The organism is Streptomyces griseorubiginosus, assembly GCF_001514195.1.
GTDB lineage: Bacteria > Actinomycetota > Actinomycetes > Streptomycetales > Streptomycetaceae > Streptomyces > Streptomyces griseorubiginosus.
In genome coordinates this window covers 292,989-318,203 of record NZ_KQ948744.1, presented here as the reverse complement: position 1 = coordinate 318,203, position 25,215 = coordinate 292,989, and the positions used below count along the sequence as shown (strand labels likewise).

21 protein-coding genes are annotated in these 25,215 nt (G+C 72.2%); 10 read left to right on the top strand and 11 right to left on the bottom strand.

Annotated features, from left to right (window positions below; translation table 11 throughout):
* Positions 1-140: 140 nt before the first annotated feature.
* From AQJ54_RS36625 to AQJ54_RS44210, 3 genes are all read left to right on the top strand, one after another.
* The gene (locus AQJ54_RS36625) at positions 141-1,649 is read left to right on the top strand and encodes a flavin monoamine oxidase family protein (RefSeq protein WP_062245014.1); all 1,509 of its coding nucleotides are present in this window, start codon (positions 141-143) and stop codon (positions 1,647-1,649) included.
* A 105-nt stretch (positions 1,650-1,754) separates the two neighbouring features.
* Positions 1,755-3,980: an acetate--CoA ligase family protein gene (locus AQJ54_RS36620; protein WP_062245011.1), complete on the top strand. Its 2,226-nt coding sequence runs from the start codon at positions 1,755-1,757 to the stop codon at positions 3,978-3,980.
* Complete coding sequence (locus AQJ54_RS44210) at positions 3,977-4,915, top strand: enoyl-CoA hydratase/isomerase family protein (protein WP_346265475.1); 939 nt, start codon at positions 3,977-3,979, stop codon at positions 4,913-4,915. The genes AQJ54_RS36620 and AQJ54_RS44210 overlap by 4 nt, the downstream gene beginning before the upstream one ends.
* Positions 4,916-4,952: 37 nt before the next feature.
* On the opposite strand, the gene AQJ54_RS36610 is transcribed toward AQJ54_RS44210, so the two are convergent.
* Positions 4,953-5,867: a hypothetical protein gene (locus AQJ54_RS36610; protein ID WP_248845511.1), complete on the bottom strand. Its 915-nt coding sequence runs from the start codon at positions 5,865-5,867 to the stop codon at positions 4,953-4,955.
* An 82-nt stretch (positions 5,868-5,949) separates the two neighbouring features.
* On the opposite strand from AQJ54_RS36610, the gene AQJ54_RS36605 reads away from it, so the two are divergent.
* Positions 5,950-6,528, top strand: coding sequence for a flavin reductase family protein (locus tag AQJ54_RS36605; RefSeq protein WP_062245004.1), 579 nt, complete (start codon positions 5,950-5,952; stop codon positions 6,526-6,528).
* 83 nt (positions 6,529-6,611) lie between these two features.
* Positions 6,612-7,979, top strand: coding sequence for an SMI1/KNR4 family protein (locus AQJ54_RS36600; protein ID WP_062245002.1), 1,368 nt, complete (start codon positions 6,612-6,614; stop codon positions 7,977-7,979).
* A gap of 8 nt (positions 7,980-7,987) precedes the next feature.
* Here AQJ54_RS36600 and AQJ54_RS36595 read toward each other — a convergent pair whose 3' ends face one another.
* Positions 7,988-9,304 carry an MFS transporter gene (locus tag AQJ54_RS36595; protein WP_062030461.1) on the bottom strand — a complete coding sequence of 439 codons (1,317 nt, stop codon included), beginning with the start codon at positions 9,302-9,304 and terminating at the stop codon, positions 7,988-7,990.
* Between the two features lie 71 nt (positions 9,305-9,375).
* On the opposite strand from AQJ54_RS36595, the gene AQJ54_RS36590 reads away from it, so the two are divergent.
* The gene (locus AQJ54_RS36590; RefSeq protein WP_062244999.1) at positions 9,376-10,503 is read left to right on the top strand and encodes a GlxA family transcriptional regulator; all 1,128 of its coding nucleotides are present in this window, start codon (positions 9,376-9,378) and stop codon (positions 10,501-10,503) included.
* Here AQJ54_RS36590 and AQJ54_RS36585 read toward each other — a convergent pair.
* The 3 genes from AQJ54_RS36585 to AQJ54_RS36575 all read right to left on the bottom strand — a co-directional run bounded on the left by AQJ54_RS36585 (position 10,425) and on the right by AQJ54_RS36575 (position 13,601).
* On the bottom strand, positions 10,425-11,474 hold the full coding sequence (locus AQJ54_RS36585; protein WP_062244996.1) for a Zn-dependent alcohol dehydrogenase: 1,050 nt from the start codon (positions 11,472-11,474) through the stop codon (positions 10,425-10,427). The two genes, AQJ54_RS36590 and AQJ54_RS36585, sit on opposite strands and share 79 nt — an antisense overlap.
* Positions 11,474-12,625 carry an acyl-CoA dehydrogenase family protein gene (locus tag AQJ54_RS36580; RefSeq protein WP_062244993.1) on the bottom strand — a complete coding sequence of 384 codons (1,152 nt, stop codon included), beginning with the start codon at positions 12,623-12,625 and terminating at the stop codon, positions 11,474-11,476. Before AQJ54_RS36580 ends, AQJ54_RS36585 begins: the two co-directional genes overlap by 1 nt.
* 109 nt (positions 12,626-12,734) lie before the next feature.
* Positions 12,735-13,601 carry an SDR family oxidoreductase gene (locus tag AQJ54_RS36575; protein ID WP_062030326.1) on the bottom strand — a complete coding sequence of 289 codons (867 nt, stop codon included), beginning with the start codon at positions 13,599-13,601 and terminating at the stop codon, positions 12,735-12,737.
* Between the two features lie 85 nt (positions 13,602-13,686).
* Here AQJ54_RS36575 and AQJ54_RS36570 point away from each other — a divergent pair, with 85 nt between their 5' ends.
* Positions 13,687-14,613, top strand: a complete 927-nt coding sequence (locus tag AQJ54_RS36570) for a cyclase family protein (RefSeq protein WP_062244990.1) — start codon at positions 13,687-13,689, stop codon at positions 14,611-14,613.
* A 905-nt stretch (positions 14,614-15,518) separates the two neighbouring features.
* On the opposite strand, the gene AQJ54_RS36565 is transcribed toward AQJ54_RS36570, so the two are convergent.
* The 3 genes from AQJ54_RS36565 to AQJ54_RS36555 all read right to left on the bottom strand — a co-directional run bounded on the left by AQJ54_RS36565 (position 15,519) and on the right by AQJ54_RS36555 (position 18,634).
* A complete protein-coding gene (locus tag AQJ54_RS36565; RefSeq protein WP_062030330.1) occupies positions 15,519-15,986 on the bottom strand; it encodes an ATP-binding protein in 468 nt (155 codons plus the stop codon).
* A 509-nt stretch (positions 15,987-16,495) separates the two neighbouring features.
* Positions 16,496-17,368: an acyl-CoA dehydrogenase family protein gene (locus AQJ54_RS36560; RefSeq protein ID WP_062244987.1), complete on the bottom strand. Its 873-nt coding sequence runs from the start codon at positions 17,366-17,368 to the stop codon at positions 16,496-16,498.
* 132 nt (positions 17,369-17,500) lie between these two features.
* Positions 17,501-18,634, bottom strand: a complete 1,134-nt coding sequence (locus AQJ54_RS36555) for an acyl-CoA dehydrogenase family protein (protein WP_062244984.1) — start codon at positions 18,632-18,634, stop codon at positions 17,501-17,503.
* Positions 18,635-18,771: 137 nt separating this feature from the next.
* On the opposite strand from AQJ54_RS36555, the gene AQJ54_RS36550 reads away from it, so the two are divergent.
* The gene (locus AQJ54_RS36550; RefSeq protein ID WP_062244981.1) at positions 18,772-20,280 is read left to right on the top strand and encodes a class I adenylate-forming enzyme family protein; all 1,509 of its coding nucleotides are present in this window, start codon (positions 18,772-18,774) and stop codon (positions 20,278-20,280) included.
* 525 nt (positions 20,281-20,805) lie between these two features.
* Here AQJ54_RS36550 and AQJ54_RS36545 read toward each other — a convergent pair.
* Both AQJ54_RS36545 and AQJ54_RS36540 read right to left on the bottom strand, forming a co-directional pair.
* The gene (locus AQJ54_RS36545; protein WP_062244978.1) at positions 20,806-21,318 is read right to left on the bottom strand and encodes an EF-hand domain-containing protein; all 513 of its coding nucleotides are present in this window, start codon (positions 21,316-21,318) and stop codon (positions 20,806-20,808) included.
* A 158-nt stretch (positions 21,319-21,476) separates the two neighbouring features.
* Entirely contained in the window at positions 21,477-21,857 is a 381-nt protein-coding gene (locus AQJ54_RS36540; protein ID WP_062030463.1) for an STAS domain-containing protein, read from the bottom strand.
* Positions 21,858-22,170: 313 nt separating this feature from the next.
* On the opposite strand from AQJ54_RS36540, the gene AQJ54_RS36535 reads away from it, so the two are divergent.
* Positions 22,171-22,761, top strand: coding sequence for a sigma factor (locus tag AQJ54_RS36535; protein ID WP_062030340.1), 591 nt, complete (start codon positions 22,171-22,173; stop codon positions 22,759-22,761).
* Positions 22,762-22,937: 176 nt separating this feature from the next.
* Positions 22,938-24,128, top strand: coding sequence for a zf-HC2 domain-containing protein (locus AQJ54_RS36530; RefSeq protein ID WP_391147620.1), 1,191 nt, complete (start codon positions 22,938-22,940; stop codon positions 24,126-24,128).
* A gap of 164 nt (positions 24,129-24,292) precedes the next feature.
* Here AQJ54_RS36530 and purU read toward each other — a convergent pair whose 3' ends face one another.
* Positions 24,293-25,174, bottom strand: coding sequence for a formyltetrahydrofolate deformylase (purU, locus tag AQJ54_RS36525; protein ID WP_062244972.1), 882 nt, complete (start codon positions 25,172-25,174; stop codon positions 24,293-24,295).
* Between the last annotated feature and the right edge of the window lie 41 nt (positions 25,175-25,215).

Here is a 25,215-nt window from a genome sequence, read left to right as displayed (position 1 = left end):
ACCCCAACTCCCTTCACCAGCGCTCCTGTTACATCTGCGAGAGATGTGACAGGAGCGTTGTCGTGTGCCGTCGCGCGGGGCCAGAATGTGAACAACTCTCATGTTCTAGCTCCACACTCTCTCCACCACGGAGGACGCACGTGGCACGCGAAAGACAGCTCTCCCCGCTCTCCCCCCTCTCCCGGCGCTCCCTGCTCGGCGGTGCCGCCGCCGCGGCCGGTGCCGTCGCGCTCACCGGCACCGCCGCCGCTCCCGCCTCCGCCGCGACGACCCGTGACGTGGACGTCGCGATCGTCGGCGGCGGCCTCGCCGGACTCACCGCCGCCCGTGACCTGGTCGCGGGCGGGAAGACGGTCGCCGTCCTGGAGGCCCGGGACCGCGTCGGCGGCCGGGTCCTGAACCTGAAGCTGGCCAACGGCGGGGTCACCGAGGGCGGCGGCGAGTTCATCGGCCCCACCCAGGACCGCATCAAGGCCCTCGCCGACTCGCTGGGGGTGGGCACCTTCCCCACCTACAACACCGGCAACAACCTGCTCTACAAGGACGGCAAGAGGACCCCGTACGCCACCGACGGCCTCCTCGGCTCGGTCCCGCCCGTCGACGCGGCAGGCCTCGCCAACGCGGCGATCGTCCAGGCCTCCCTCGACGACATGGCCAAGCAGGTCCCGCTGGACGCGCCCTGGACCGCTCCCAAGGCCGACGAGTGGGACCGGCAGACCTTCGAGACCTGGCTGCGGGCCAACGCCGTGATCCCGTCGGCCAAGTTCCTCCTGGACGTGGCCTGCACCTCGATCTTCTCCGCCGAACCCCGCGAACTCTCGCTGCTGTTCGTGCTGTTCTACATAGCCGCGGCCGGCAACGAGACCACCCCCGGCACCCTGGAGCGCCTCACCGAGACCGCGGGCGGCGCCCAGGAGCTGCGCTTCGTCGGCGGCTCCCAGCAGGTGCCGATCAAGCTCGCCGCCACCCTCGGCGACCGGGTGGTCCTGAACGCCCCGGTGCGCACGATCGCCAAGTCCGGCTCGAAGTACGTCGTCACGGCCGACGGAATCACCGTCACCGCCAAGCGGGTCGTGGTCGCCGTACCGCCGCCGCTCGCGGCCCGCATCACCTACGACCCGCTGCTGCCGGCCGCCCGCGACCAGCTGACCCAGCGGCTGCCGATGGCCTCGGTCGGCAAGGCGATCGCGATCTACGACACCCCCTTCTGGCGGGCCGACGGGCTCAACGGCCAGGTCGTCAGCGACTCCGGCGTGATCAGCTCGACCTTCGACAACTCCCCGCCGGACGCCTCCTACGGCGCCCTGATGGGCTTCATCGAGGCCGACGAGGCCCGCAAGTTCGACGCGGCGAGCGAGGCCGAGGTCAAGGCGGCCGTCCTCAAGGACTACGTGACCTACTTCGGCTCGAAAGCGGCCTCCCCCACCTCCTTCGTCCTGCAACGCTGGAACAACGAGGCCTACGCCCGCGGCGGCCCGGTCTCCATCGCCGCGCCCGGTGTCCTGACCCAGTACGGCGCCGCCCTGCGCACCCCGGTGGGCGGCATCCACTGGGCGGGCACGGAGACCTCCCTGCACTGGAACGGCTTCATGGACGGAGCCGTCCGCTCCGGTGAGCGGGTGGCCAAGGAGGTCCTCGCGGTGCTGTAGTCCGCTCGTCAACTTTGCGTGCACGCCCGTTCCTGACGCAGCGTCAGTTCTGTAATCTGACAGAGCGTCAGTTATTCACGCTGTCACACAGGAGCGGGCGGACCGATGCTTGGATCAACCCACGGCACCCTCACCACCGACTCCCGCCGGGCCCGGGTCATCGCGTGCGGCGAGCAACCCGGCCCCGCCGTCCACGGCAGACCCGCCGACGTCGACGACCTCGACGTCGGCGGGCGTCCGCTGTATACGGACGTCCCCGATCTGGACCGCTTCTTCCGGCCGGAGTCGGTCGCCGTGATCGGCGCCTCGGACGCCGAGGGCCGCCCGAACACCGGGATCACCCGGCAGTTGATCGACTGGGCCGGACGGGTCGGAGCCCGGCTGCACCCGGTGCACCCGACCCGCCCGGCCGTCTTCGGCATCCCCTGCGTGACCTCGGTCGCCGACCTGCCCGAACAGGTCGACCTGGCCGTCCTGCTGGTCGCGGACCCGCTGCCGGTGATCGAGCAACTGGCCGAGGCCAAGGTGAAGTTCGCGGTGGTCTTCGCCTCCGGCTTCGCCGAGACCGGCGAGGAGGGGGCGGCGGCACAGGAACGGCTCGCGGCCGCCGTGGCCGAGTCCGGGATACGGCTGCTGGGCCCCAACACCAACCTGAACGCCTTCTCCTCCTTCCGCGAGGACCTCGAAGGACCCGGCATCGCCCTGATCACCCAGTCCGGCCACCAGGGCCGCCCGGTCTACGCCCTCCAGGAACTCGGCATCCGCCTCACCCACTGGGCGCCCACCGGCAACGAGGCCGACCTGGAGACCGCCGACTTCCTCTCGTACTTCGCGGAACGGCCCGAGGTCGGAGCCATCGCCTGTTACGTCGAGGGCCTCAAGGACGGCCGTTCCTTCCTGCTCGCCGCCGACCGGGCCGCCCGCCGCAAGGTACCCGTGGTCGCGGTCAAGGTCGGCCGCACCGAGACCGGCGCCCGCACGGCCGCCTCCCACACCGGCAAGCTCACCGGCGCCGACGCGGTGGTGGACGCGGCGATGCGGCAGTACGGCGTGATCCGTGTCGACGGCCTCGACGAACTCCAGGACACCGCCGCCCTGTTGGCCCGCGCGAGGCCGCCGCGTGCCGAAGGGGTCGTGGTGTACTCGATCTCGGGCGGCACCGGCGCCCACTTCGCCGACCTGGCGACCGAGGCGGGGCTGCGGCTGCCCACCCTGTCTCAGGCCAAGCAGGACGAACTGCACCAGTGGATACCGGAGTTCCTGAGCGTCGCCAACCCGGTGGACAACGGGGGGCACCCGGTCGGCGACTGGCGCGGCCGGAAGATCATCGACGCGATCCTCGCCGACCCGTCCGTGGGGGTGCTGATCTGTCCGGTGACCGGCCCGTTCCCGCCGCTGAGCGACCGGCTGGTCCAGGACCTGGTGGACGCCGCCGAGCAGACCGACAAGCTGGTCTGCGTGGTGTGGGGCTCGCCCGTCGGCACCGAACCGGCCTACCGCGAGGTCCTGCTCGGCTCCTCCCGGGTGGCCACCTTCCGCACGGTCGGCAACTGCATCAACGCGGTCCGCGCCTACCTCGACCACCACCGCTTCGTCAGCGGCTACCGCTCCCCCTTCGACGAGGCCCCGCGCACCCCCTCACCCTCCTTCCGCAAGGCGCAGGCACTGATGCGCCCGGGCCAGCAGCTCAGCGAGCACGCGGCGAAGCAGCTGCTGCGGGCGTACGGGATCCGGGTACCGCGCGAGCAGCTGGTGACCAGCGCGGCGGCGGCCGTACGGGCGGCGGGCCTGGTGGGCTACCCGGTCGTGATGAAGGCGTCCGGCGCCAGGATCGCCCACAAGACGGAGCTGGGCCTGGTGAGGATCGGTCTGACCTCGGCCAGCCAAGTACGCGACGCCTACCGTGAGTTGACCGACATCGCACGCTACGAGGACGTGACCCTGGACGGCGTCCTGGTCTGCCAGATGGTCGAGCGGGGCGTCGAGATGGTCGTCGGGGCCGTGCACGACGAGCTGTTCGGGCCGACCGTGACGGTCGGGCTCGGCGGGGTGCTGGTCGAGGTGCTGCGCGACACCGCCGTACGGGTGCCGCCCTTCGGGGAGGAGCAGGCCCGGGACATGCTGGCGGAGCTGCGCGGGCGGGCCCTCCTCGACGGGGTCAGGGGACGGCCGCCGGCCGACCTGGACGCGCTCGTGGAAGTGGTGCTGCGGGTGCAGCGGATGGTGGTGGAGCTCGGGGACGAGCTGGCGGAACTCGACGTCAACCCGCTGATGGTGCTGCCCAGGGGGCAGGGCGCGGTGGCGCTGGACGCGTTGGTGGTGTGCCGGTGAGCGAGGTGCTGCACGTCGTCGACGGCCAGGTCGCGTACCTCACCCTCAACCGCCCCGAAGCGCTCAACGCACTGACACCCGCCCAACGGGACCGTCTCATCCAGCTGTTCGGCGAGGCGTCCGCGGACCCCGACATCCGGGCCGTGGTCCTCACCGGCACCGGGCGAGGCTTCTGCGCGGGCGCGGACCTGCGGGGCGGCACGGGGGCCGGCGAGCGGGGTGCGGGTGACGGGTCGGGCGAGCGGACGGCCGGCGAGCGGGGCGCCGGTGACGGGTCGGGCCAGCGGGCGGTAGGCGAGCAGGGCTCCGGTGACGGGTCGGGCCAACGGACGGCAGGCGAGCAGGGCGCCGGTGACGGGCGCGCTGAGCGGGTCGCCGGTGACGTGGCCCGGATGATCCGCGAGGGCGCCCAGCGGCTCGTCGCCTCCGTCCTGGACTGCGAGAAGCCGGTGATCGCGGCGGTCAACGGCACGGCGGCCGGGCTCGGCGCCCACCTGGCCCTGGCCTGCGACCTCGTGCTGGCCGCCGAATCGGCCCGGTTCATCGAGGTGTTCGTGCGCCGGGGCCTGGTCCCCGACGGCGGCGGCGCCTACCTCCTGCCGCGTCTCGTCGGCCCGCAGCGGGCCAAGGAGCTGATGTTCTTCGGCGACGCGCTCTCCGCCACCGACGCGGAACGGCTCGGCCTGGTCAACCGGGTCGTCCCGGACAGGGAGTTGGACAAGACGGCCCGCGAGTGGGCGGCCCGGCTCGCCGCCGGCCCCACCCGCGCCCTCGCCCTGACGAAACAGCTCGTCAACGCCTCCCTGGACAGCGACCGCGCCACCGCCTTCGCCGCCGAGGCCACCGCACAGGAGATCAACATGACGACGGCCGACGCGCAGGAGGGAGTGGCGAGCTTCGTGGAACGCAGAAGCCCCAAGTACCGCGGGCGGTGACGCTCACGGGACCTGCTTCAGAATCCCATGTCGAGGCTCAGGGGACCCGCTTGAGGATCCGCACGTCCGGCGCGTCCGGGTCCCCGAACGGCACGAACAGCTCGGGCGCTGCCGCCGTCCCGCCGATCCTCCAGTACGTCCGACGCCCACAGCCGGCGGTGGGCCGTACGACGACACCAGGGCGCCCCTCGGGGCCGTCGGTGTAGGGGTCGTTGCCGCCCTTGGCGTCGGGCTGCCAGGTGGCGGTGCCGTCGCACACCGCGAAGGGCGGGTCGGTCTCGGAGTCGGCCGGCTCCGTCTCGGCGGGCAGGGCGGTGAGTTCGGCCTCGCCGCCCGGACGCAGGCGCAGCACCGCGCCGTCGCTGCCGTGCCATTCGCCGGCGAGCTGCGCGGCGGACAGCTTCGGCGGCTCGTACTCCTCAAGGATTCCCGTGACCGTGGCCAGCACCCCGCCGACGAACACCAGGAGGAACAGTCCGACGGAGGCGAACAGCGCGGGCAGCCAGATGCCCCAGAAGCCCCGCGTCCGTCTGCGCAGCCACCCGAGACCGAGCACCGGGAAGACACCGAGGACGGCGAAGAGCGGGGCCGTGGTGGTGAACGGCCAGTCCCACAGCAAGAGGGCGATCACCGCCCAGATCACGCCGAGCAGCGAAGCGAGAAGCAGGTGCCAGGCCCACACCGGCCCCCGCAGGCGCCCGGCGACCCGGTGTGCGAGTGCCTCCGCCGGCAGCACCTGGAGGAGGGCGTGCGCGAGACCGAGGACCGGCAGCACGAGCGGGGCCACGGCCAGGAGGCACGCCAGGGCGAACACGGCGAAGGCCCCGTAGGCACCCCCGTACGCGTAGTCGTCGCCCAGCTGGCCCTTGATCCACCAGCCCAGCCCGATCGCCGGAAACTGCGCCGCACACACCGCTGCGGCCTCGTTGAGCCGCTTGTTCCCCCACCCCATGGACGCAGCGTACGTGCGGCGTTTCGTACCCGTTCCCCGACCCTTCCCATCTGACACACCGTCAGCTTCAATGGTTAATGTGATGGGACAAGCGGGGACGGCGGAAGCGGCCGTCCGGTACCTGAGGTCGACCGGGGCACGGCCGGTGGAGGCGCTGCCCCGGCCCGAGCTGCGGTGTGTGCGCGAGGACGAGCGCGCGCCGCTCGACCCGACCGAGTTCCGGCGGGTGCTGGGCACCTTCGCGACCGGAGTCACCGTGATCACGGCCCCCGGTACACCGCCCGCGGGCTTCGCCTGCCAGTCCTTCTCCTCGCTCTCCCTCGATCCGCCGCTCGTCGCGTTCATGGTGGGCCGCGGGTCGGGGACCTGGCCGCGGATCGCCCGGGCGGGCGTCTTCTGCGTGAACGTCCTGAGCGCCGAACAGGGCGAGCTGTGCCGGGCGTTCGCGGTCAGCGGCGCCGACAAGTTCGCGGGGGTGCGGCACGAACCGGCCCCGGTCTCCGGCTCCCCGCGCCTCGCGGGCACGCTCGCGTGGATCGACTGCACCATCCACGCGGTGCACACCGGCGGGGACCATCTCATCGTGGTGGGGCGGGTGGAGGCGCTGGGCACCGGGGAGGGCGAGCGGCCTCTGCTGTTCCACCGGGGACGGTTCATCTGAGGGACCCGGTCCGCGGGGCCGGATGTCAGTGGCCTCCGTGATAATCGCTCCGCCACGACCGCCGGAGCGACGGAGAGCCCGCCTTGTCCTCTCTTTACGAACTCGCCACCTGGGAACCGCTGTTGTGGCTCCTGTACCAGGACAACTCCGAGCGCCTCGCCGCGCCGGGCGGCCATGTCGCCGGGCACATCAGCCAGGGCGCGTGGAGCGTGCCGGTGCGGCGCCGGTCGCCCCCTCCCGGGCAGGCCTCGCAGATCGAGGACATGCAGGAGGAGTACGACGCGGTGGGGCGGGTGCACACGGCGCTCGCCGAGTCCGGGGTCGACGGGGTCGCGTTCGTCGCGGAGATCTCGCCGGCCGGCCGGGCCGTACTGCATCTCATCGAGACCGGGCCCGCCGTGGAGCCCGGCATCGGCGGACCGCACCCGGGGCCGATCCTGCTGGTCGAGGGCGCCGTACCGGAACCCTGGCGCCGCCTGCCCGACCCGGCCGACTCGGTCTCGCCCGATCCCGCGGCCGACCCCGCCGCGCTGGAGCGGACGCTGCGCGAGCGGCTCCCCGACGCGATCGGCGCCACCGAGGAGGAGATCGAGGCCGCGGAGAAGCGCCTCGGCCTCGCGCTGCCCGAGGAGCTGAAGGCCCTCTACCGGGTCACGCGGGCGCGCTGGGAGGACTGGGACGGCGACTACGACAAGGCGGAGCAGGTCTACGACGCGGTGGGCTGCGAGCTGCTCCCGCTGGACCGCCTGTACGTCGCCGAGGCGTCCACCCGCCGCTGCTCCTGGCAGTTCGCGGCGATGGAGGCGGTCGTCACCCCGTCCGACGCCAAGGTGCAGGGGGTCGTCGGCTCCCCCGGCTGGATCGTCTTCGGCGACAACGGCGGCGGCGACCGGCTCGCGGTGGACCTCACGCCCGGTCCGCGCGGGCACCGGGGCCAGATCGTCCTGATCGGTCACGAGGACAACATCGGCGCCGACCTGCTCGCCGCCTCCCTCACCGACCTGGTGCACAACGGGGAGCACGAGGAGCGCGCCCGCCGCCGGGAGGCTCCGGAGGTGGCGTACGTCAACGTCGGGAGCGTCGGCAGCATCGAGGAGGCCGCCCATCCGGCCCTCGAAGTCCTGTCCATCGGTGTGCTGCCGGAGGGCGCCGCCGTCAGCCTGGCCCCCGTGGTCGGACTCCCCCGGCTGCGCACCCTGAGCGCCTACCCCGGCACCCTCGCCAACCCGCTGGAGATCGGCTGGCTGACCGGCCTGGAGTACCTGGAGCTCGCCCCGGAGCAGTGGCGCACGCTCCTGGACGCCGACGCGGTCCCCAGGAGCCTGCTCGCCGCGGGCATCGAGGTCCTCGGCGAACACCATCCGCTCCCGGTCGTCGACCTCGCGAACGAACTCCTCGCCCTGTGGGACCGGCCGCCGATGACCCGGACGGTCCTGGAGGGCGACCTCTAGCCCCGGCCTCAGGCAGTCGCGAGGCCGGGAGCAGGGGCGGGGACGGCCGGCCGGCGCCGGATCACCAGGGCCATCAGCGCCGCCGCCGCGCACAGCGCCCCCGAGGCGTACCAGACCATGTCGTAGGTGCCGAACACGTCCCGGGCCACTCCGCCGAGGAAGGCGATCAGGGCCGCGCCGACCTGGTGGGAGGCGAGGACCCAGCCGAAGACGATCGCGCTGTCCTCGCCGTACTGCTCGCGGCACAGGGCGACGGTGGGCGGGACGGTGGCGACCCAGTCGAGGCCGTAGAAGACGATGAAGAAGAGCATCGGCGGGTGGACGCTCGGCGCCAGCAGCATCGGCAGGAACAGCAGCGAGATGCCGCGCAGGGCGTAGTACACCGCGAGCAGACGGCGGGGTTCGAAGCGGTCGGTGAACCAGCCGGAGGCGATGGTGCCGACCACGTCGAAGACGCCGATGACCGCGAGCAGCGAGGCGGCGGCCGTGACCGGCATGCCGTGGTCGTGGGCGGCGGGCACGAAGTGGGTCTGGACCAGGCCGTTGGTGGAGGCCCCGCAGATCGCGAAGGTGCCGGCGAGCAGCCAGAAGGGGCCGGTGCGGGCGGCCTTGAACAGGACCGTGACCGCCCTGCGCGCGGCCCCCTGGACCGGCGCCGGCTTCGGCACGAACTCCTGCGCCCCGTACGGCTTGAGGCCCACGTCGGCCGGGTGGTCGCGCAGCAGCAGCCAGACGAAGGGGACGACCGCGAGGGCGGCGAGCGCGACCGTGATCGCCGCCGGGCGCCAGTCGTGCTTCTCCACCATCCAGGACAGCAGCGGCAGGAAGATCAGCTGGCCGGAGGCGGAGGCGGCGGTCAGGATGCCGGTGACCAGGCCGCGCCGCTCGGTGAACCAGCGGTTGGTGACGGTCGCGGCGAACGCCAGCGCCATCGAGCCGCTGCCGAGACCGACGAGCAGGCCCCAATAGAGCATCAGCTGCCAGGCGGCCGTCATCCACACGGTGAGTCCGGACCCGACGGCGATCACGGTCAGCGCGACCGCGACCACCCGCCGGATGCCGAAACGGTCCATCAGGGCCGCGGCGAAGGGCGCGGTCAGGCCGTACAGCGCGAGGTTGACGGAGACGGCCGCGCCGATGGTGCCGCGTGACCAGCCGAAGTCCTGGTGCAGGGGGTCGATGAGGAGGCCGGGCAGGGAACGGAAGGCGGCGGCGCCGATGATCGTCACGAAGGTGACGGCGGCGACGAACCAGGCGCGGTGGATGCGGAATCCCCCGGGGGACCGGGTTTCCTCGACGGCTGCGGCTTCGCTTGTCTGGGTCACGCCATAGAGCATCCGACCTGCGGCCCGGCGGAGCCATTGGCCCGAAGGACAGCATTCGTTAGGATCGGGCCATGAGTCGAGGACCGCGTGACCCTCAGTTCCGCCCGCACCGCATCGTCGTCCTCGCCATGGACGGGGTCCTCCCCTTCGAGCTGGGCATCCCGCACCGGATCTTCGGCCGCCCCAGGGACGCCCAGGGGCGGCTGCTGTACGACGTCGTCACCTGCTCGATCCGGCCGCCGGGCCCGGTGCGGACCGACGCCGACTTCGCCGTCCAGGTCGAGCACGGCCCGGAGATCCTGGCCACCGCCGACACCGTGATCGTCCCGGCCTCGTACGAACTGGGCCCGGTCTTCGAGCGGGGCGTCCTGACCGACGAACTGGCCGCCGCCCTCGCCCACATCCGCCCCGGCACCCGGCTCGCCTCCATCTGCACCGGCGTCTACGTCCTGGCCGCCGCCGGCTTCCTGGACGGCCGCCCCGCCACCACGCACTGGGCCGACTCCGACCGGCTCCAGGAGCTCTTCCCGCAGATCAGGGTCGACCCGGACGTCCTGTTCATCGACGACGGCGACGTCCTGACGTCCGCGGGCGTGGCGGCCGGCGTCGACCTGTGCCTGCACATGGTCCGCCGCGACCACGGCACGGCGGTCGCCAACGAGGTGGCCCGCCGCACCGTCGTACCACCGCACCGGGACGGCGGTCAGGCGCAGTACATCCACCGCCCGGTGCCCGACCCCCAGGCGTCGACCACCACCTCGGCGCGCGCCTGGGCGCTGGGCCGCCTCCACGAGCCGATCCAGCTGCGGGACATGGCCGCTCAGGAGGCCATGTCGGTACGCACCTTCACGCGCCGCTTCCGCGAGGAGGTCGGCGTCAGCCCCGGCCAGTGGCTCACCCAGCAGCGGGTGGAGCGCGCCCGGCACCTGCTGGAGTCCACCGACCTCTCCGTCGACCAGGTGGCCCACGACGCGGGCTTCGGCACGGCCCAGTCGATGCGCCAGCACCTACAGGCGGCCCTCGGCGTCACCCCGACCGCGTACCGCCGCACCTTCCGGGCCGGGTCCGGGTTCGAGACCGGACCGGTGGGTCGGAGGTCGGCACTCCCGGGACCGCCGGCTCAGAAGGTCAGCACCCCCCGTGCCACCCGCCCCGCCTCCGCGTCCCCGACCGCCTTCTCGAAGTCCTCGATCGGGTAGGTCTCCGTGACGAGTTCGTCGAGGAGCAGTCGTCCCTGGCGGTAGAGCTCGGCGTACCTCGGGATGTCCCGCTGCGGGCGCGACGACCCGTAGCGGCAGCCGAGGACGGACTTGTCCAGGAACATCGACGAGACGACGAAGGACGCCTCCGCGCCCGCCGCCGGCGTCCCCAGCAGTACCGCCTGTCCGTGCCGGTCCAGCAGGTCGATGGCGGCCCGCACGAGTTCGACCCGCCCCACGCACTCGAAGGCGTGGTCCACGCCGTACGGCAGCAGCTCCCGCACCCCCTCCACCGACGTCAGGAAGTCGCTCGCCCCGAACTGCCGGGCCACCGCCTCCTTGGCCGGGTTGGCGTCCACGGCCACGATCCGCGAGGCCCCGGCGATCCGCGCGCCCTGGATGACGTTGAGCCCGATCCCGCCGGTCCCGATCACCAGGACGCTGTCCCCGAGGTCCACCCGGGCCCGGTTGAGGACGGCTCCCACCCCGGTCAGCACTCCGCACCCGATGAGCGCGGCGGAGGTCAGCGGGATGTCCTTCGGGATCCTGACCGCCTGGACGGCCTTCACCACCGTCCGCTGCGCGAAGGCGGAGTTGCTCGCGAACTGGAACACCCGCTCCCCGCCCCGCGAGAAGGGCTTCCGGGGCCGCCCGATGGCCTTGCGGCACATGGTCGGCCGCCCCCGGTCGCAGTCGGCGCAGGCCCCGCAGTTGGCCAGCGTGGACAGGGCCACGTGGTCGCCGGGCCCGACATGCGTGACCCCCTCCCCCACAGCCTCCACGACCCCGGCGCCCTCGTGTCCGAGCACCACCGGCACCGGGAACGGGATGGTCCCGTCCACCACGGACAGATCGCTGTGGCACAGCCCGGCCGCCGAGATCGCGACCAGCACCTCCCCGGCCTCCGGTTCCCGCACCTCCAGATCGTCGACGACCTGGAGGTGCCTCCCGTCGAACAGCACGCCGCGCATCAGACGACCCCCTTGGGTTCCCTGGGCAGACCGAGCACCCGCTCGGCGATGATGGTGCGCTGGACCTGGTCCGAGCCGCCGTAGACGGTGTCGGCCCGCGAGAACAGGGACAGGTACTGCAACTCGTCGAGTTCGTACGGTGATTCGGGGGACCATTCCCGGGGCCCGACCGCGGCCTCCGCCCCGCGCACGAGCAGCGCCAGCTCACCGAGCCGCTGATGCCAGCCCGCCCACAGCAGCTTGGCCACATTGGGCGCCCCGGTGTCCCCCGAACCACCCAGCGTCCGCAGCGCGTTCCACCGCATGACCCGCAACTCGGCCCACTGCCGCACGAGCAGGCCCCGTACGACCGGATCGGCGACCGCGTCACTGCGCACGGCGGCCCGCACCACCCGGTCCAACTCCTGCGCGAACCCGACCTGTTGGGCCAGGGTGGACACCCCGCGCTCGAAGCCCAGCAGGCTCATGGCCACCCGCCAGCCGTTCCCCTCACCCCCGACGACATGCTCCGCACGCGCGTGCGCCCCGTCGAAGAAGACCTCGTTGAACTCGCTGGTCCCGGTCATCTGCCGAATGGGCCGCACCTCGACGCGCCCCGGCTGATCCATGGGGACGAGGAGGAAGGACAGCCCGCGGTGCCGGCTCGACCCGGGATCGGTACGGGCCAGCACGAAGCACCAGTCCGCCTCGTGCGCCAGCGAGGTCCAGATCTTCTGCCCACTGATCCGGTACGTCCCGTCCCCGTCCCGCACGGCCCTGGTCCGCACCCCGGCGAGATCGGACCCGGCCCCGGGCTCGCTGTACCCCTGACACCACAACTCGTCCCCGGCGGCGACGGGAGGCAGGAACCGGGCCTTCTGCTCCTCACTGCCATGCGCGAGAAGAGTGGGCGCCAGCAACTTCTCCCCGATGTGCCCGGACCGCGCGGGCGCCCCGGACCGCGCGTACTCCTCGGCCCAGACGACTTGTCGGGTGAGGGTGGCGGTCCGGTTGCCGTATCCGGACTCACTCCAACCGAGCCCGATCCACCCGGACTTGCCGAGGGTGCGTTCCCAGCTACGGCGGTCCTGACAGTCATTGGTGTGGCCGGCGAGCCATTCCCGCACTTCGGTACGGAACGCCTCGTCCTCCTCGGTGAACCCGAACTCCACGAAGGTCTCCTCTCCGCTCAGGCCCCGGAGTCCCACCCAGGGGCGCGGGGAACTGCGCGACCGGCCACAACCGACCCGCAGCCGCCCTTCGACGCGCACCCCTCAATGACTAGGCGCCCGGCCCCGAAAGCAACGGCATCGGATCCACCCCCACCGACCCCGGCAAGAACTCCGCGATCGACTCGGGCGTCCACCCGCCGGAGGCATACGCGGCACGCACCTCCCGCGGCTGCGCCCACACCGCGATCTTCGACCCCGCCACCGTGTACACCTGCCCGGTGATCTCCCGGGCCCGCGAGGACAGCAGATACACCACCATCGCGGCCACGTCCTCCGGCTCCCCGATCTCCGCCAGGTCGAAGGGGACGTTCGCCGACATCCGCGTACGAGCCACCGGCGCCACCGCGTTCGCGGTCACCCCGTACTTGTGCATCGCGAGGGCCGCGCTGCGCACGAGCGAGATGATCCCGCCTTTCGCGGCGCTGTAGTTGGCCTGCGAGAAGGACCCCTGGTGGTTTCCGCTGGTGAACCCGATCAACGTCCCGGCCCGCTGCTGCCGCATCACCGCGGAGGCCGCCCGGAAGACGGTGAACGTCCCCTTGAGATGGGTCGCGAGGACCGGATCCCACTCCTCCTCGGACATGTTGAACAGCATCCGCTCGCGCAGGATCCCGGCCACGCACACCACCCCGTCGAGCCGCCCGTAGGAGGCCAGCGCGGTGTCGACGACCCGCTGGCCGCCCGCCATGGTCGAGATGTCGTCGGCCACGGCGACGGCCTCACCCCCGGCCGCCTCGATCTCCTTCACCACCGCGGAGGCGACCTCGCTCGTGGGGGACGCCCCGTCCACGGAGACGCCGTAGTCGTTGACGACGACCTTGGCCCCCTCGGCCGCCGCGGCCAGGGCCACCGCTCGTCCGATCCCCCGCCCCGCGCCGGTAACGGCGACCACCTTGCCTGCCAAGAAGTTCCCCACGCCCGGCCCCTTCCCGCGGTTTCTGACGGACCGTTAGATTTTATGACCCGTCAGATGTGCGGACACAAGCCCCGGGGAGGGCCCGATGTCACTTCCGGCCGCGTTCCACGACATCGCCAAGCGCGTGAACAACTGGGGGCGTTGGGGCGCCGACGACGAGATCGGCACCCTGAACCTGATCACCGACGAGGTCGTCCGCGAGGCGGTGGCGACGGTCCGCACCGGGCGCCGCGTCCCCTTGGCGCTCCCCTTGAAGCAGGACGGCGTGCAGACCGGGGTGATGCCGGGCCGGGTCAACCCCCTGCACACGATGGTGCAGATCAACCAGGAGCTCTTCGGCCCGGGGACGGTCGCGTGCAGCGACGACGTGGTGACCATGGGGCTCCAGGCGGCCACCCACTGGGACGCGCTCACCCACGCCTCGCACTCGGGGATGCTCTACAACGGCCGCCCGGCCGGCACCATCACCCCGCACGGCGGCGCCGAGTTCAGCGGCATCGACAAGGCGCGGCACGTCGTCTCGCGCGGGGTGCTCCTGGATGTGGCCCGCGCGCGGGGCGTGGCGCGGCTCGACGGGGGGCACGCGGTGACGCCGGAAGACCTGGAGGCGGCGGAGGAACTCGCGGGCACGCGGGTGCGTGCCGGTGACGTCGTGCTCGTACGGACCGGGCAGATCCAGGCGTACCTGGCAGGGGACAGGGAGGCCTACGCCTACCCCTCGCCGGGCCTGTCGGTCCGTACTCCGGAGTGGTTCCACGCGCGCGATGTCGCGGCGGTCGCCAATGACACCCTGACCTTCGAAGTCTTCCCGCCGGAGATCGAGGACCTGTGGCTGCCGGTGCACGCGCTGGACCTGGTGGAGATGGGGATGCTCCAGGGCCAGAACTGGAACCTGGAGGAATTGTCCACAGCCTGTGGAGAAGAGGGCCGCTACGCGTTCCTGCTGTCGGCGATGCCCGAGCCGTTCGTCGGCGGCACCGGTACGCCGGTGGCCCCGGTGGCGGTCCTCTGAGGGGTCGGTCGGCGGCGCGCGCAGGCCCGCCCCGAGCTCGACGTCGCGCGCCGCCGTCATCGACTCCCCTGTGCCCTGGGGGAGTCGACACCGCCTCACGATCCACTCTCGTCGAGGACCTCCGTCACCGAGGCCCTCGGCGTCCCCTCGCGGCGAATCGCTGACACCAGCGTGATCAATCGAACACAGTGCGTCAACACCGCACAGCCGAATAGTGACTTACGTCCGGTTTCGCACCGCCGCGCACCGATGCACCCCCCGGCGCACCGGCACACCGCGAGGAGGGCCGGGGCGGCTTTCTGCAACCATGCGCCGGGCGATTCCCTGGGCGGGGGGCGAGCGCCACGCCCTGTGCGCCGGGGGGCTTCCGGGACCGGGGGCCGGGTGGGTTGGCGACCTCCGGGCTGGGCGGGTTGGCAACCAGGGCCTGGCGGTGTGGCGGCCAGGGCCTGGGTGAGTGCACGACCACGGGCCGTACTGGGTTGGCGGATTGCCGGCCACAGGCTGGGCGAGTCAACGACCACGGGCCGTACGGGTTGGCGGCGGGCTGGCGGTTTGGCGACCACGGGCTGGGCGAGTCCACGCCCCCGGGCCCTGGGGTCGGCGCCCACGAGCCAGGCAAGTTGGCGGCCAAGGGCCGGGCACGTCCCCCGCCACCAGCCAGGCAGATCCACCACCGTACGACGGGCAGTCCGCGACCATGCGAACGGCGGGCGACCATACGACGAGCAGGCCCCGGGGACATCGCCATGGGTGGGCCCGGGACCATCGCCACGAGCACGCCCAGAACACCCCCGCGGGCAGGCCCCGGACACCACGACGGGCAAGCTCTGACCAGCCACCACGACGGGCAAGCCCTGACCAGTCACTACGACGAGCACTCCCCGGGGCGGCCCCCGCTCCGGTCACACCGCCTCGAACGCCAGCCCCTCATAGGCCGCCGCCTCGATGTCGTAGACCTTCGTGTCCTGCTGCGGCCGCTCACAGCGGTCGAGTTCGCACCAGATGCTCTTGCCGGCGCCCTCCCGGCTCCAGCCCCAGCGGTCGGCGAGGCCGTCCACCAGAGCGAGGCCGCGGCCGCCGGTCGCGTCGCCGTCCACCCACCGCGGCACCGGAGCCAGACCGCTGCGGTCGGCCACCTCCAGGCGGACGGGTACCGTCTCCGCCTCCGCCTCCCCGCCCGGCAGGGACAGCCGCAGCACGGCAGGCCGACCGGTGTGCACCACGGCGTTGGTGACCAGTTCGGACACGAGCAGGATCAGGGTCTCGGCAAGCGGTTCGTCGGCCCCCACCCCGGATCCGACGAGCCGCGCGCGGGCCCACCGCCGGGCTCGCCCCACTTCTGCGGGGTCGGGCCGGATCTCCAACTGCACTTGAAGCACCTGCACCGCTCACACCATCCGAACCGGCGGGCCCATGGCCTCGCGCCTCACGAGGGCCACGATCGTAGCCATTTTTTTCATGGCCAGAACAATGGCCAAAGCCGGGGTCACAGAACGTGAGTCCCTTACGAGACAGCATGGTTGACGTACAGTCACCCCAACAAGCGCTTCGGGCATATTCCAGCGCGAAGGAGTACCCGTGCGGGATACTGTGCGACGCTCGCGGCGGGGAGTCGAACAGGCGGCAGGTCCAGGCCTGTCCGACCTGCGAGCAGCGGCGCGCACCGGCGGGTCCGGCGCGGCCCCCTCGGCAACACCGGCATGGCTCAGGCTCCGAACCACTCGCATCTCACACAAGGTACCGGAGCAGGCCGCCGACTCCAGGACGTGACGAGTCACACATAGGACACAACCCGATATCAACGCTCCGTGATTCCGGTATGCCACAATCCGCGACATCCACACCGGGCGCACCGGAGACCGGCAGTCCGTGGGCCGCCTCAGGCCAACAGATCGGCGGCGAGCGACTCCTCGCTCTCCGCACCGCCGCCGCCCCGCCGGGCCCGCACCCAGGCCCGCTTCAACAGCAGCTGCACCTCGCACTCCCAGGTGAACCCCATCCCACCGTGCACCTGGAGGCAGTCGCGGGCCCCCCGTTCGGCCGCCTCGTCGGCCAGCAGCCGGGCCGCGGCGATGTCCACCGGGTCGGCGGTCACGGCGGCCGCGTACACCGCGGCCCGTGCCGTCTCCGCCCGCACCAGCATCCCCGCGCACAGATGCTTGACCGCCTGGAACGCCCCGATCGGCTGCCCGAACTGCTCCCGGGTCCGGGCGTGTTGGACGGCCAGCTCGCACGCACGCGTGGCCGTGCCCAGCTGCTCGGCGGCGGTGAGCAGCACGGCGACCGGATCGACGGCACGCGCGCCTGCCCCGGGCACCCGGTGCAGCGGGGTGAGCGGATCCACCGAGGTCAGAGGTACGGCCCCGCTGGCATCGCCGCGCACGACGTCCGCCGCGTCCAGCCACTCCACGAGCCCACCGGAATCGACACCGGCCACCACGACCTCCCCGTCGGCGGCCCCCTCCACGACACCGGCGGCGAGGTGGGTCGCCACCAGCGGTCCGGGCAACAGCACCCGACCGGCCTCCTCGAAGACCAACACGGCCTCAGGCAGACCGAGTCCGACCCCGCCGTCAGCCTCGGGCACCCGCAGCGAAAAGAACCCAGCGGCACCCAGTTCCCGCCACAGCCCACGGTCCAGCCCGGGAGCCTCCACAGCATCCCGCAGCGCCGCCCCATCGAACCGCCGGGCAAGCAACCCCCGCACGCCGTCCCGCAACGCCACCTGATCATCAGTCAGTTGAAACCGCACACCCAGGCCCCTTCTCAACGCTGGTCGCGGTGACCTCCCCAGGGGCGCGGGGCTGTATCGATATGCGGCTCCGCCGCGTGGGCGCGACCAGCCCCCACCGGCCCGCACTCGCCAAACCACCGCACCCCGCACTCACCGCCCTTTCGGCAACCCAAGAACCCGCTCGGCCACGATGTTCCGCTGAATCTGGGAAGTCCCCGCCGCGATCGTGTACGACAACGACGACAGCCGCTCGAGCACCCACCCACGCTCAAGATCCAGCGACTCCACCCCCAGCACCTCCGCCGCCACGTCGTACAACTCCTGCCGCGCATGCGAATACCGGAGCTTGAAGACGGAACCCCCCACCCCCGGCACCCCACCACTCGCCTCCGCCTCGCTCACGTTCCACTGCGTGAGCCGCCACAGGGCCCGGAACTCCGCGTTGAGCCGCCCCAACCGCCGCCGCACAGAAGGGTCGTCCCACCACCCGTTGTCCCGAGCCTCAGCCGCAACGGACCGAAGCACCCGCCGACAGGCGACCACCTCCCCCACGAACGCCGTCCCGCGCTCGAAGGACAGCGTCACCATGGTCACGCGCCAGCCGTCGTTCTCCTCGCCCACCCGGTTCGCGACCGGCACCCGCACCTCGTCGAGGAAGACCTCGGCGAACTCGGTGGACCCGGCGAGCGTCCGCAGGGGCCGTACCTCGACCCCGGGCGCGGACATCGGCATGGCCAGCCAGGTGATCCCGCGATGCTTCGGGGCCGCCGGATCGGTCCGCACCAACAGCTCGCACCAGTCAGCCACTTCGGCGTGCGAGGTCCAGATCTTGGACCCGGTCACCACGTAGTCGTCGCCGTCCCTGCGGGCCCGCGTGCGCAGCGCGGCCAGGTCGCTGCCGGCGTCCGGTTCGCTGAAGCCCTGGCACCAGACCTCCTCGCCGCGCAGGATCGGCGGCAGCCAGCGTTCCCGCTGCTCGGCGGTGCCTTCCGCGGCGACGGTCGGCCCGGCGTGCAGCAGTCCGACGAACCCTGCGCCCACATAGGGGGCGCCCGCGGTCTCGGTCTCCTCCAGGAAGATCAGCCGCGTGGTCGGCGAGGCGTCCCAGTGCACGTGCGCGTACCCGGCGTCGTAGAGCATGCGCTGCCAGCCGAGGTCGTACGCCCTGCGTCCGGGCCAGTCCTGCGGGGACGGCTTCGGCGGGAGCGTGGGGAGGGCCTTGGCGAGCCACTCGCGCAGCCGCGCCCGGAACTCCTCCTCCTCCGGCGTGTACGCGAGGTCCATGACAGCCGCCCCTACCTGATGAATCGTCAGATTCTGGCAGGCTAAGTCCCGCACCCCTGGACCGACAAGGCGTCGAGCCCTACGCTCTGCCACGATCTGACTGCCCGTCAGATCTGTCACCGCACGAGGGGGCCGCCGTGACCGACACCGCCCATGCGCTCAGCGCGTCCCGCACCCTGTGGGAGCTGGTCGCCCGCCGCGCCGACCTGACCCCCGACCGCCCGGTCCTCCTCCAGGACGACCGCACGCTCACCTTCGGCGAACTCCGCACGCGGGCCGAGCGGGTGGCGGCCGGCCTGTACGACATGGGCGTACGCCCCGGCACGGTCGTCGCCTGGCAGCTGCCCACCCGTATCGAGACGGCCCTGCTCTCCTTCGCGCTCGCCCGCCTGGGCGCGGTGCAGTCGCCGGTCATCCCCTTCTACCGGGACCGCGAAGTCGGCTTCGCCCTCCGGGAGTCGAAGGCGGAGTTCTTCGCGGTGCCGGGCGTCTGGCGCGGCTTCGACCACACCGAGATGGCCCGGCGGCTCGGCGCCAAGGGGATCTTCGAGGCGTACGACGACCTCCCGGACGGCGATCCGGCCGTGCTGCCCGCCCCGCCCGCCGACGGCACCGCGGTCCGGTGGATCTACTGGACCTCGGGGACCACCTCCGACCCCAAGGGCGTGCTGCACACGGACCGTTCGCTGATCGCGGGCGGCTCCTGCCTGGCGCATGCGCTGCACCTGACGCCGGACGACGTGGGGTCGATGGCCTTCCCCTACGCCCACATAGCGGGCCCTGACTACACCGTGATGCTGCTGCTGTACGGCTTCCCGGCGGTGATGTTCGAGCAGTTCGCGCTGCCGGACGCGCTGGAGGGCTACCGCAGGCACGGGGTGACGGTGGCGGGCGGTTCGACGGCGTTCTACTCGATGTTCCTCACCGAGCAGCGCAAGCGGCCCGCCGAGAGGATCATCCCGAGTCTGCGGCTGCTGGCCGGTGGCGGGGCGCCCAAGCCGCCGGAGGTCTATCACGCCGTCGTACGGGAGTTGGGGGTGCAGCTCACCCACGGGTACGGCATGACCGAGGTGCCGATGATCACCATGGGGGCGCCGGACGACACGGTGGAGAACCTGGCGACGACCGAGGGCAGGCCTCCGGAGGGGATGTCCGTGCGGATCGTGGACGGGGAGGTGCGGCTGAAGGGGGAGGCCGTGTGCCAGGGGTATCTGGATCCGGCGCAGACGGCGGAGGCCTTCGACGAGGAGGGCTATCTGCGTACGGGCGACCTCGGGCATCTCACCGCGACCGGCCATCTCGTGCTCACCGGGCGGCTCAAGGACGTGATCATCCGCAAGGGCGAGAACATCTCGGCGAAGGAGATCGAGGACCTGCTGGCCGCGCATCCGGCCGTCGGGGACGTGGCGGTGATCGGCCTGCCGGACGCCGAGCGCGGGGAACGCGTGTGTGCGGTGGTGGAACAGCCCGAGTCAGCCTCGGAGTTGACCCTGGACACCGTGACGGAGTACCTGCGCGCGCAAGGGCTGTCGACGCACAAGCTGCCGGAACAGCTGGAGGTGGTGGACGCCCTGCCACGCAACGAGACCCTGCGCAAGGTCCTCAAGTACAAGCTGCGGGAGCGCTTCGGCGGACTGGCGACCTAGCGCCCGCCGGACGGACCACGCCGACGACGCGCGGCTGGACGCACCGATCCGCCGCACCCCTGCCGGTCGCCGACACCCCGGCGCCTGGCCGGGAGGGCCGAGAGGGTCGGGAGGGCCGAGAGGGTCGGGAGGGCCGAGCGGATCGGGAGGGTTGGAGGGCCGGGAGGGGCCCCGCATCGACCACCGCTCGCCCGGGGGGACCGGCAGGGCAGGAGGGCCGGGAGGGGCCCCGCCTCGACACCGCCCGCCCGTCAGGGGCCTGCATCGACACCGCCCGTCCGGGAGGGCCGGCAGGGCAGGAGGACCGGGAGGGGCCCGCATCGACACCACCCGTCCGTCAGAGGCCCGCATCGACACCACCCGTCCGTCAGAGGCCCGCCTCGGCACCGCCCGCCCGTCAGGGCCCCGCCTCGACACCGCCCGTCCGGGACGTGCCGCCTTGCGGTCGCGGCGCATCGGATCCCGCTCACGCACGTCAGGGCCCTCCCCCAGTCGGCCCGATCCGGCCGGCAGGCCCCGGTGGGGTTATTCGGGGACTGTGCAGTAGCGGGCGAAGGCGGGCACGATCTCTGTCTCGCCGATCTTGCCGTCGCCGTCGGTGTCCAGGGCGGCGGCGACCGTGCCCGCGAGGTCCTCGGTGACGCCCAGGATCCTGAGCACGCGCGCGGTGTCCGCCACGGTGGCGCGTCCGTCGCCGTCCTGGTCGGCCACGTCGATCGCCGCGTGCAGGAAGGGGCGGGCGATCTCGGCGAACCGGTCCGGGTTGTCGCGCAGCCGCTTGACCGCGCCGTTCACGAACTCGTCCCGGGTGATCCGCTGGTCGCCGTCCCGGTCCGCGATCCCGGCCATCCCCTGCCAGAACGCCTCCGCGCCGGCGTACAGCGCCTGCCCCTTGTCGGAGCGTGCCGTGGTGCCGAACTCGGCGAGCAGCGCCTTGGCCGCCACGTTGAAGTCCTCGCGGTCGATGTAGCCGTTGCCGTCCTGGTCGAAGGTGACGAACCGGCCGGCGATCCTGCGCTCGTACTCGCTGCTGACCATGTCTTCTCGGACCGCCTCACATCGCATCGGGGGCATCTCGCTCGGAGCGTACGACGCGCGTGACGCCCCGGGGGCCGGAAGGGGGCCGTTGTGCCAGGACCGGGGGAATTTCGGGACAACCGTGTGGCAGAGGGACAACCGTGCGGCAGAGGGGGACCTCATGCGGACAGTGGTCCCGCCTCCTCGTCGGTCGCCGAGTCCACGTCCGGGTGGACGTCGAACAGGCGGCGCACGCCCAGCGCCCCGAGGACGCGGTTGACGTGGGAGCCGTCGGGGGCGCCCTCGGCCGGCAGGATCAGGCGCAGTTCGCCCTGGCAGGAGCGGATCAGGCGGCGGGAGGCTATGAGGACACCCACACCGCTGGAGTCACAGAAGTACACGTCGGAGAGGTCGAGGACGAGACTGTGACGGCCCTCGGCCACCACGTCGTGGACGTGCTGGCGGAGCACCGGTGAGGTCACCAGGTCCAGCTCGCCCGACACCCTGAGCACGGCCCAGTCGCCCTGCTCGTCGCCGGTCACCTTGAACGCCACCACCATGCCCTTCATCCGCCGGTAAACAAACGGAGGCCACACCTACGCTTCCGTGCAGCGCTGCTGCCCAGCGGCCGTTCCCTGAAACACAGACCGAGAAACAGAAATCGTTTGAAAGAGGCTTGTTTTAGTCGACTTCGATCCTGTTCGATCGTGTCTGATCAGAGGGCGACAGGGTAGGCAAGGTCCACTACCACTCGCGGGCCCTCGGGGGGCGCGCATTGGAACAAAGGGGCGTGCGCTGTCGGGGGTGCCGACTACATTCGAGGAGACGGTGGGCTCAGGCTTGACTCGGACACTCCAGGGGTGAGGGGGCCGTATGGCGAAGAAGGACGCACCACCCCGCTGGGACCGCAAGATGCAGCAGCGGCTCGCACGCGGTGAGGCGGCCGCCCTGGGCGAGTTCTACGACCGTTTCGCTTCACTTGTGCACGGTCTCGCCCACCGCGTGCTCGGCGACGAACGCGCCGCCGACGGCATCACCCGGGACGTCTTCGCCCACGTCTGGGAGCACCCCGAGACCTACGACCCCCAGCAGGGCCCGCTGCGCTCCTGGGTCGCCGGACTGACCCACCGCCTGGCCGTGCAGCGGCTGCGCGCCACCGAGACCGCCGCACTCACCCAGGGCGGTGAGGGCGCGGTCGCCGACACCGAGGAGCTCGAGCGCAAGGTGCACCGCGCCTCCGTCGCCGCCCGCGCCGACTACATCGTCCAGGCCATGCCCACCCCGCTGCGGGCCGCCCTGGAGCTCGCCTACTTCCAGCGCCGCGACTACCGCCAGGCCGCCGCCGACCTCAGCATCACCGAGGACGAGGCCCGCCGCCGCCTGCGCCTCGGCCTGCAACTCCTGTCGACCGCCCACGACACCGGGGCGCCCGGTGCTCCGCCGGGATACGGGGGCGCGGCGTGAGCGACCGTTTCGAGGCGTACGACGAGCACGACGAGGATCCCGACAAGGGGACCGGCGACGACATCGAGGAGCGGAGCACACCCGTGGGCAGCTCAGGCCACGGCAGCGAAGGCGGCTCGGGCGACGGCACCGACGACGGCGACAACCCCTCCGGCCGGCCGGACCAGCCGCCCCGCATACCCCTGCCCCGTGCCTCCGTCGAGGACACCGGCCGCCCGCTGCCCGAGCTGGACGAGCTCCCGCCGCCCGCGCCCCTCGTGCTGGAGCACCAGGTGCTGAAGTCGCTGCTCGGGGCGTGGGCGCTGGCCGCGTGCTCCGCGGAGGAGACCGCAGCCGTGGAGGACCACCTCGGCGACTGCGGCTCCTGCGCCGAGGAGGCACTGCGGCTGCGCGGGGCCGTCGGGCTGCTCCAGCGCCCGGAGAGCCTCGACCTGGACCCCGGTCTGCGCACCCGCGTCCTGGACAGCTGCCTGGAGCGCCGCCCACCGCGCATCCCGATCCCCAAGTGGGCCCTGCCCTACGACGCCGAGACCGCCCGTCTCGACGCCCTGCTCCAGGACTTCGGCGACGCCGAGTGGCACGCCCCGGTGCGGCTGCGCTGGTTCGACGCCGACGAGGCCACGAGCCGCCGTACGACGGTCGCCGGGGTGATGGCCCACCTGCTGTCGGTCGACGGCCTCGTCGCGGTCGCGCTGGGCCTGGACGACCCCATGGGCGAGACCCCCGCGGACGCGCCCACCCCGGCCGGCCGCACCGAGGCCTACTGGCGCGCCTCGCACTTCCCGCCGACCCGCTCGGTCCGCACCCCCTGGCGCGAGCAGAGCCACGACCTCGTGCGCACGGTGTCCTTCACCGGCGGCACCACCGGCAAACTCGCCGTGCCCTACGGCGACTTCTCGCTGCCGCTGCACGACGCGATGCTGGACCGGGCCTTCGAGTGCTGGGTCCACGCGGAGGACATCGCGGACGCGGTGGACTACCCCTACGAGCCGCCGTCCCCCCGCCACCTGAACCGCATGATCGACCTGGCCGCGCGGATGCTTCCCGCGGTGCTGGCGGACCGGCGCCAGAAGGGGTTGGCGGCACCGGCCCACGGACGGCACCTGGTCCCCGCGGGCATGCCCGGCCGCACCCTGCGTCTGGAGATCGAGGGCCACGGGGGCGGAGAGTGGCTGATCCCTCTCGACTCCCCCGCGGCACTGGGCTCGGCGGAGCATGAGGTGGCCCATGTCGCCCTCGACGGCGTGGAGTTCTGCCAGCTGGCCGCGGGCCATGTGCCTCCGGCGGAGGCGGCGGCGGGGCAGGTGGGCGACCGGGAGGCGATCAGGGACGTCCTGTACGCGGCGGCGAGCATGAGCCGTATGTAGGGGCGGGTTGCGGTCTCGTGGGCGGCTGCCGGCCGGTGGGGGCCGGTCGCGCAGTTCCCCGCGCCCCTGAAGAAGTTCAGCTGGACGTACCTCAGGGGCGCGGGGAACTGCGCGACCAGCCACAGACGACCCGCAGCCGCCCCACGACAACCAGCCCCGAGCTCCTAGGCGAAAACGACCGTCCGCCGCCCGTTGAGCAGAATCCGACGCTCGGCATGCCACTTGACCGCCCGCGCCAGCGCCTGGCACTCCACGTCCCGCCCGATCGCCACCAGCTGGTCCGGCGTCACGTCGTGCCCCACCCGCTCGACCTCCTGCTCGATGATCGGCCCCTCGTCGAGGTCGGCGGTCACGTAGTGCGCCGTCGCCCCGATCAGCTTCACACCCCGCGCATGAGCCTGGTGATAGGGCTTCGCGCCCTTGAAGCTCGGCAGGAAGGAGTGGTGGATGTTGATGATCCGGCCGCTCAGCTGCTTGCACAGGTCGTCGGAGAGGACCTGCATGTACCGGGCGAGGACGACCAGTTCGACGTCCTGCTCCCGCACCAGCTCCAGCAGCCGCGCCTCCGCCTCGGCCTTGTTCTCCCGTGTCACCGGAATGTGGTGGAAGGGAAGGTTGTACGACCCCACGAGCTCGGCGAAGTCGGTGTGGTTGGAGACCACGGCGGCGATGTCCACCGGGAGGGCACCGATCCGCGCCCGGAACAGCAGGTCGTTCAGGCAGTGCCCGAACTTGCTGACCATGAGCACGATCCGCATCCGGTCCTCGGCCCGGTTGATCTGCCAGTCCATGTGGAAGGAGTCACCGATCGCCGCGAAGGACGCCCGCAGCTTGTCCACGGTGACCGGGGCCTCCGCCGAGAAGTGGACGCGCATGAAGAACAGACCCGTGTCGTGGTCGCCGAACTGCTGGCTGTCCTCGATGTTGCAGCCGGTCATGAAGAGGTAGCTCGACACGGCGTGCACGATGCCCTGCTTGTCGGGGCAGGACAGGGTCAGGACGTACTGCTCGGCCGGGGCCTCGGCCCGGGGGGACTGCGCGTTCATGCAGGACAGGGTCGCATATCCCTCGCCGCCGCAGACACCGC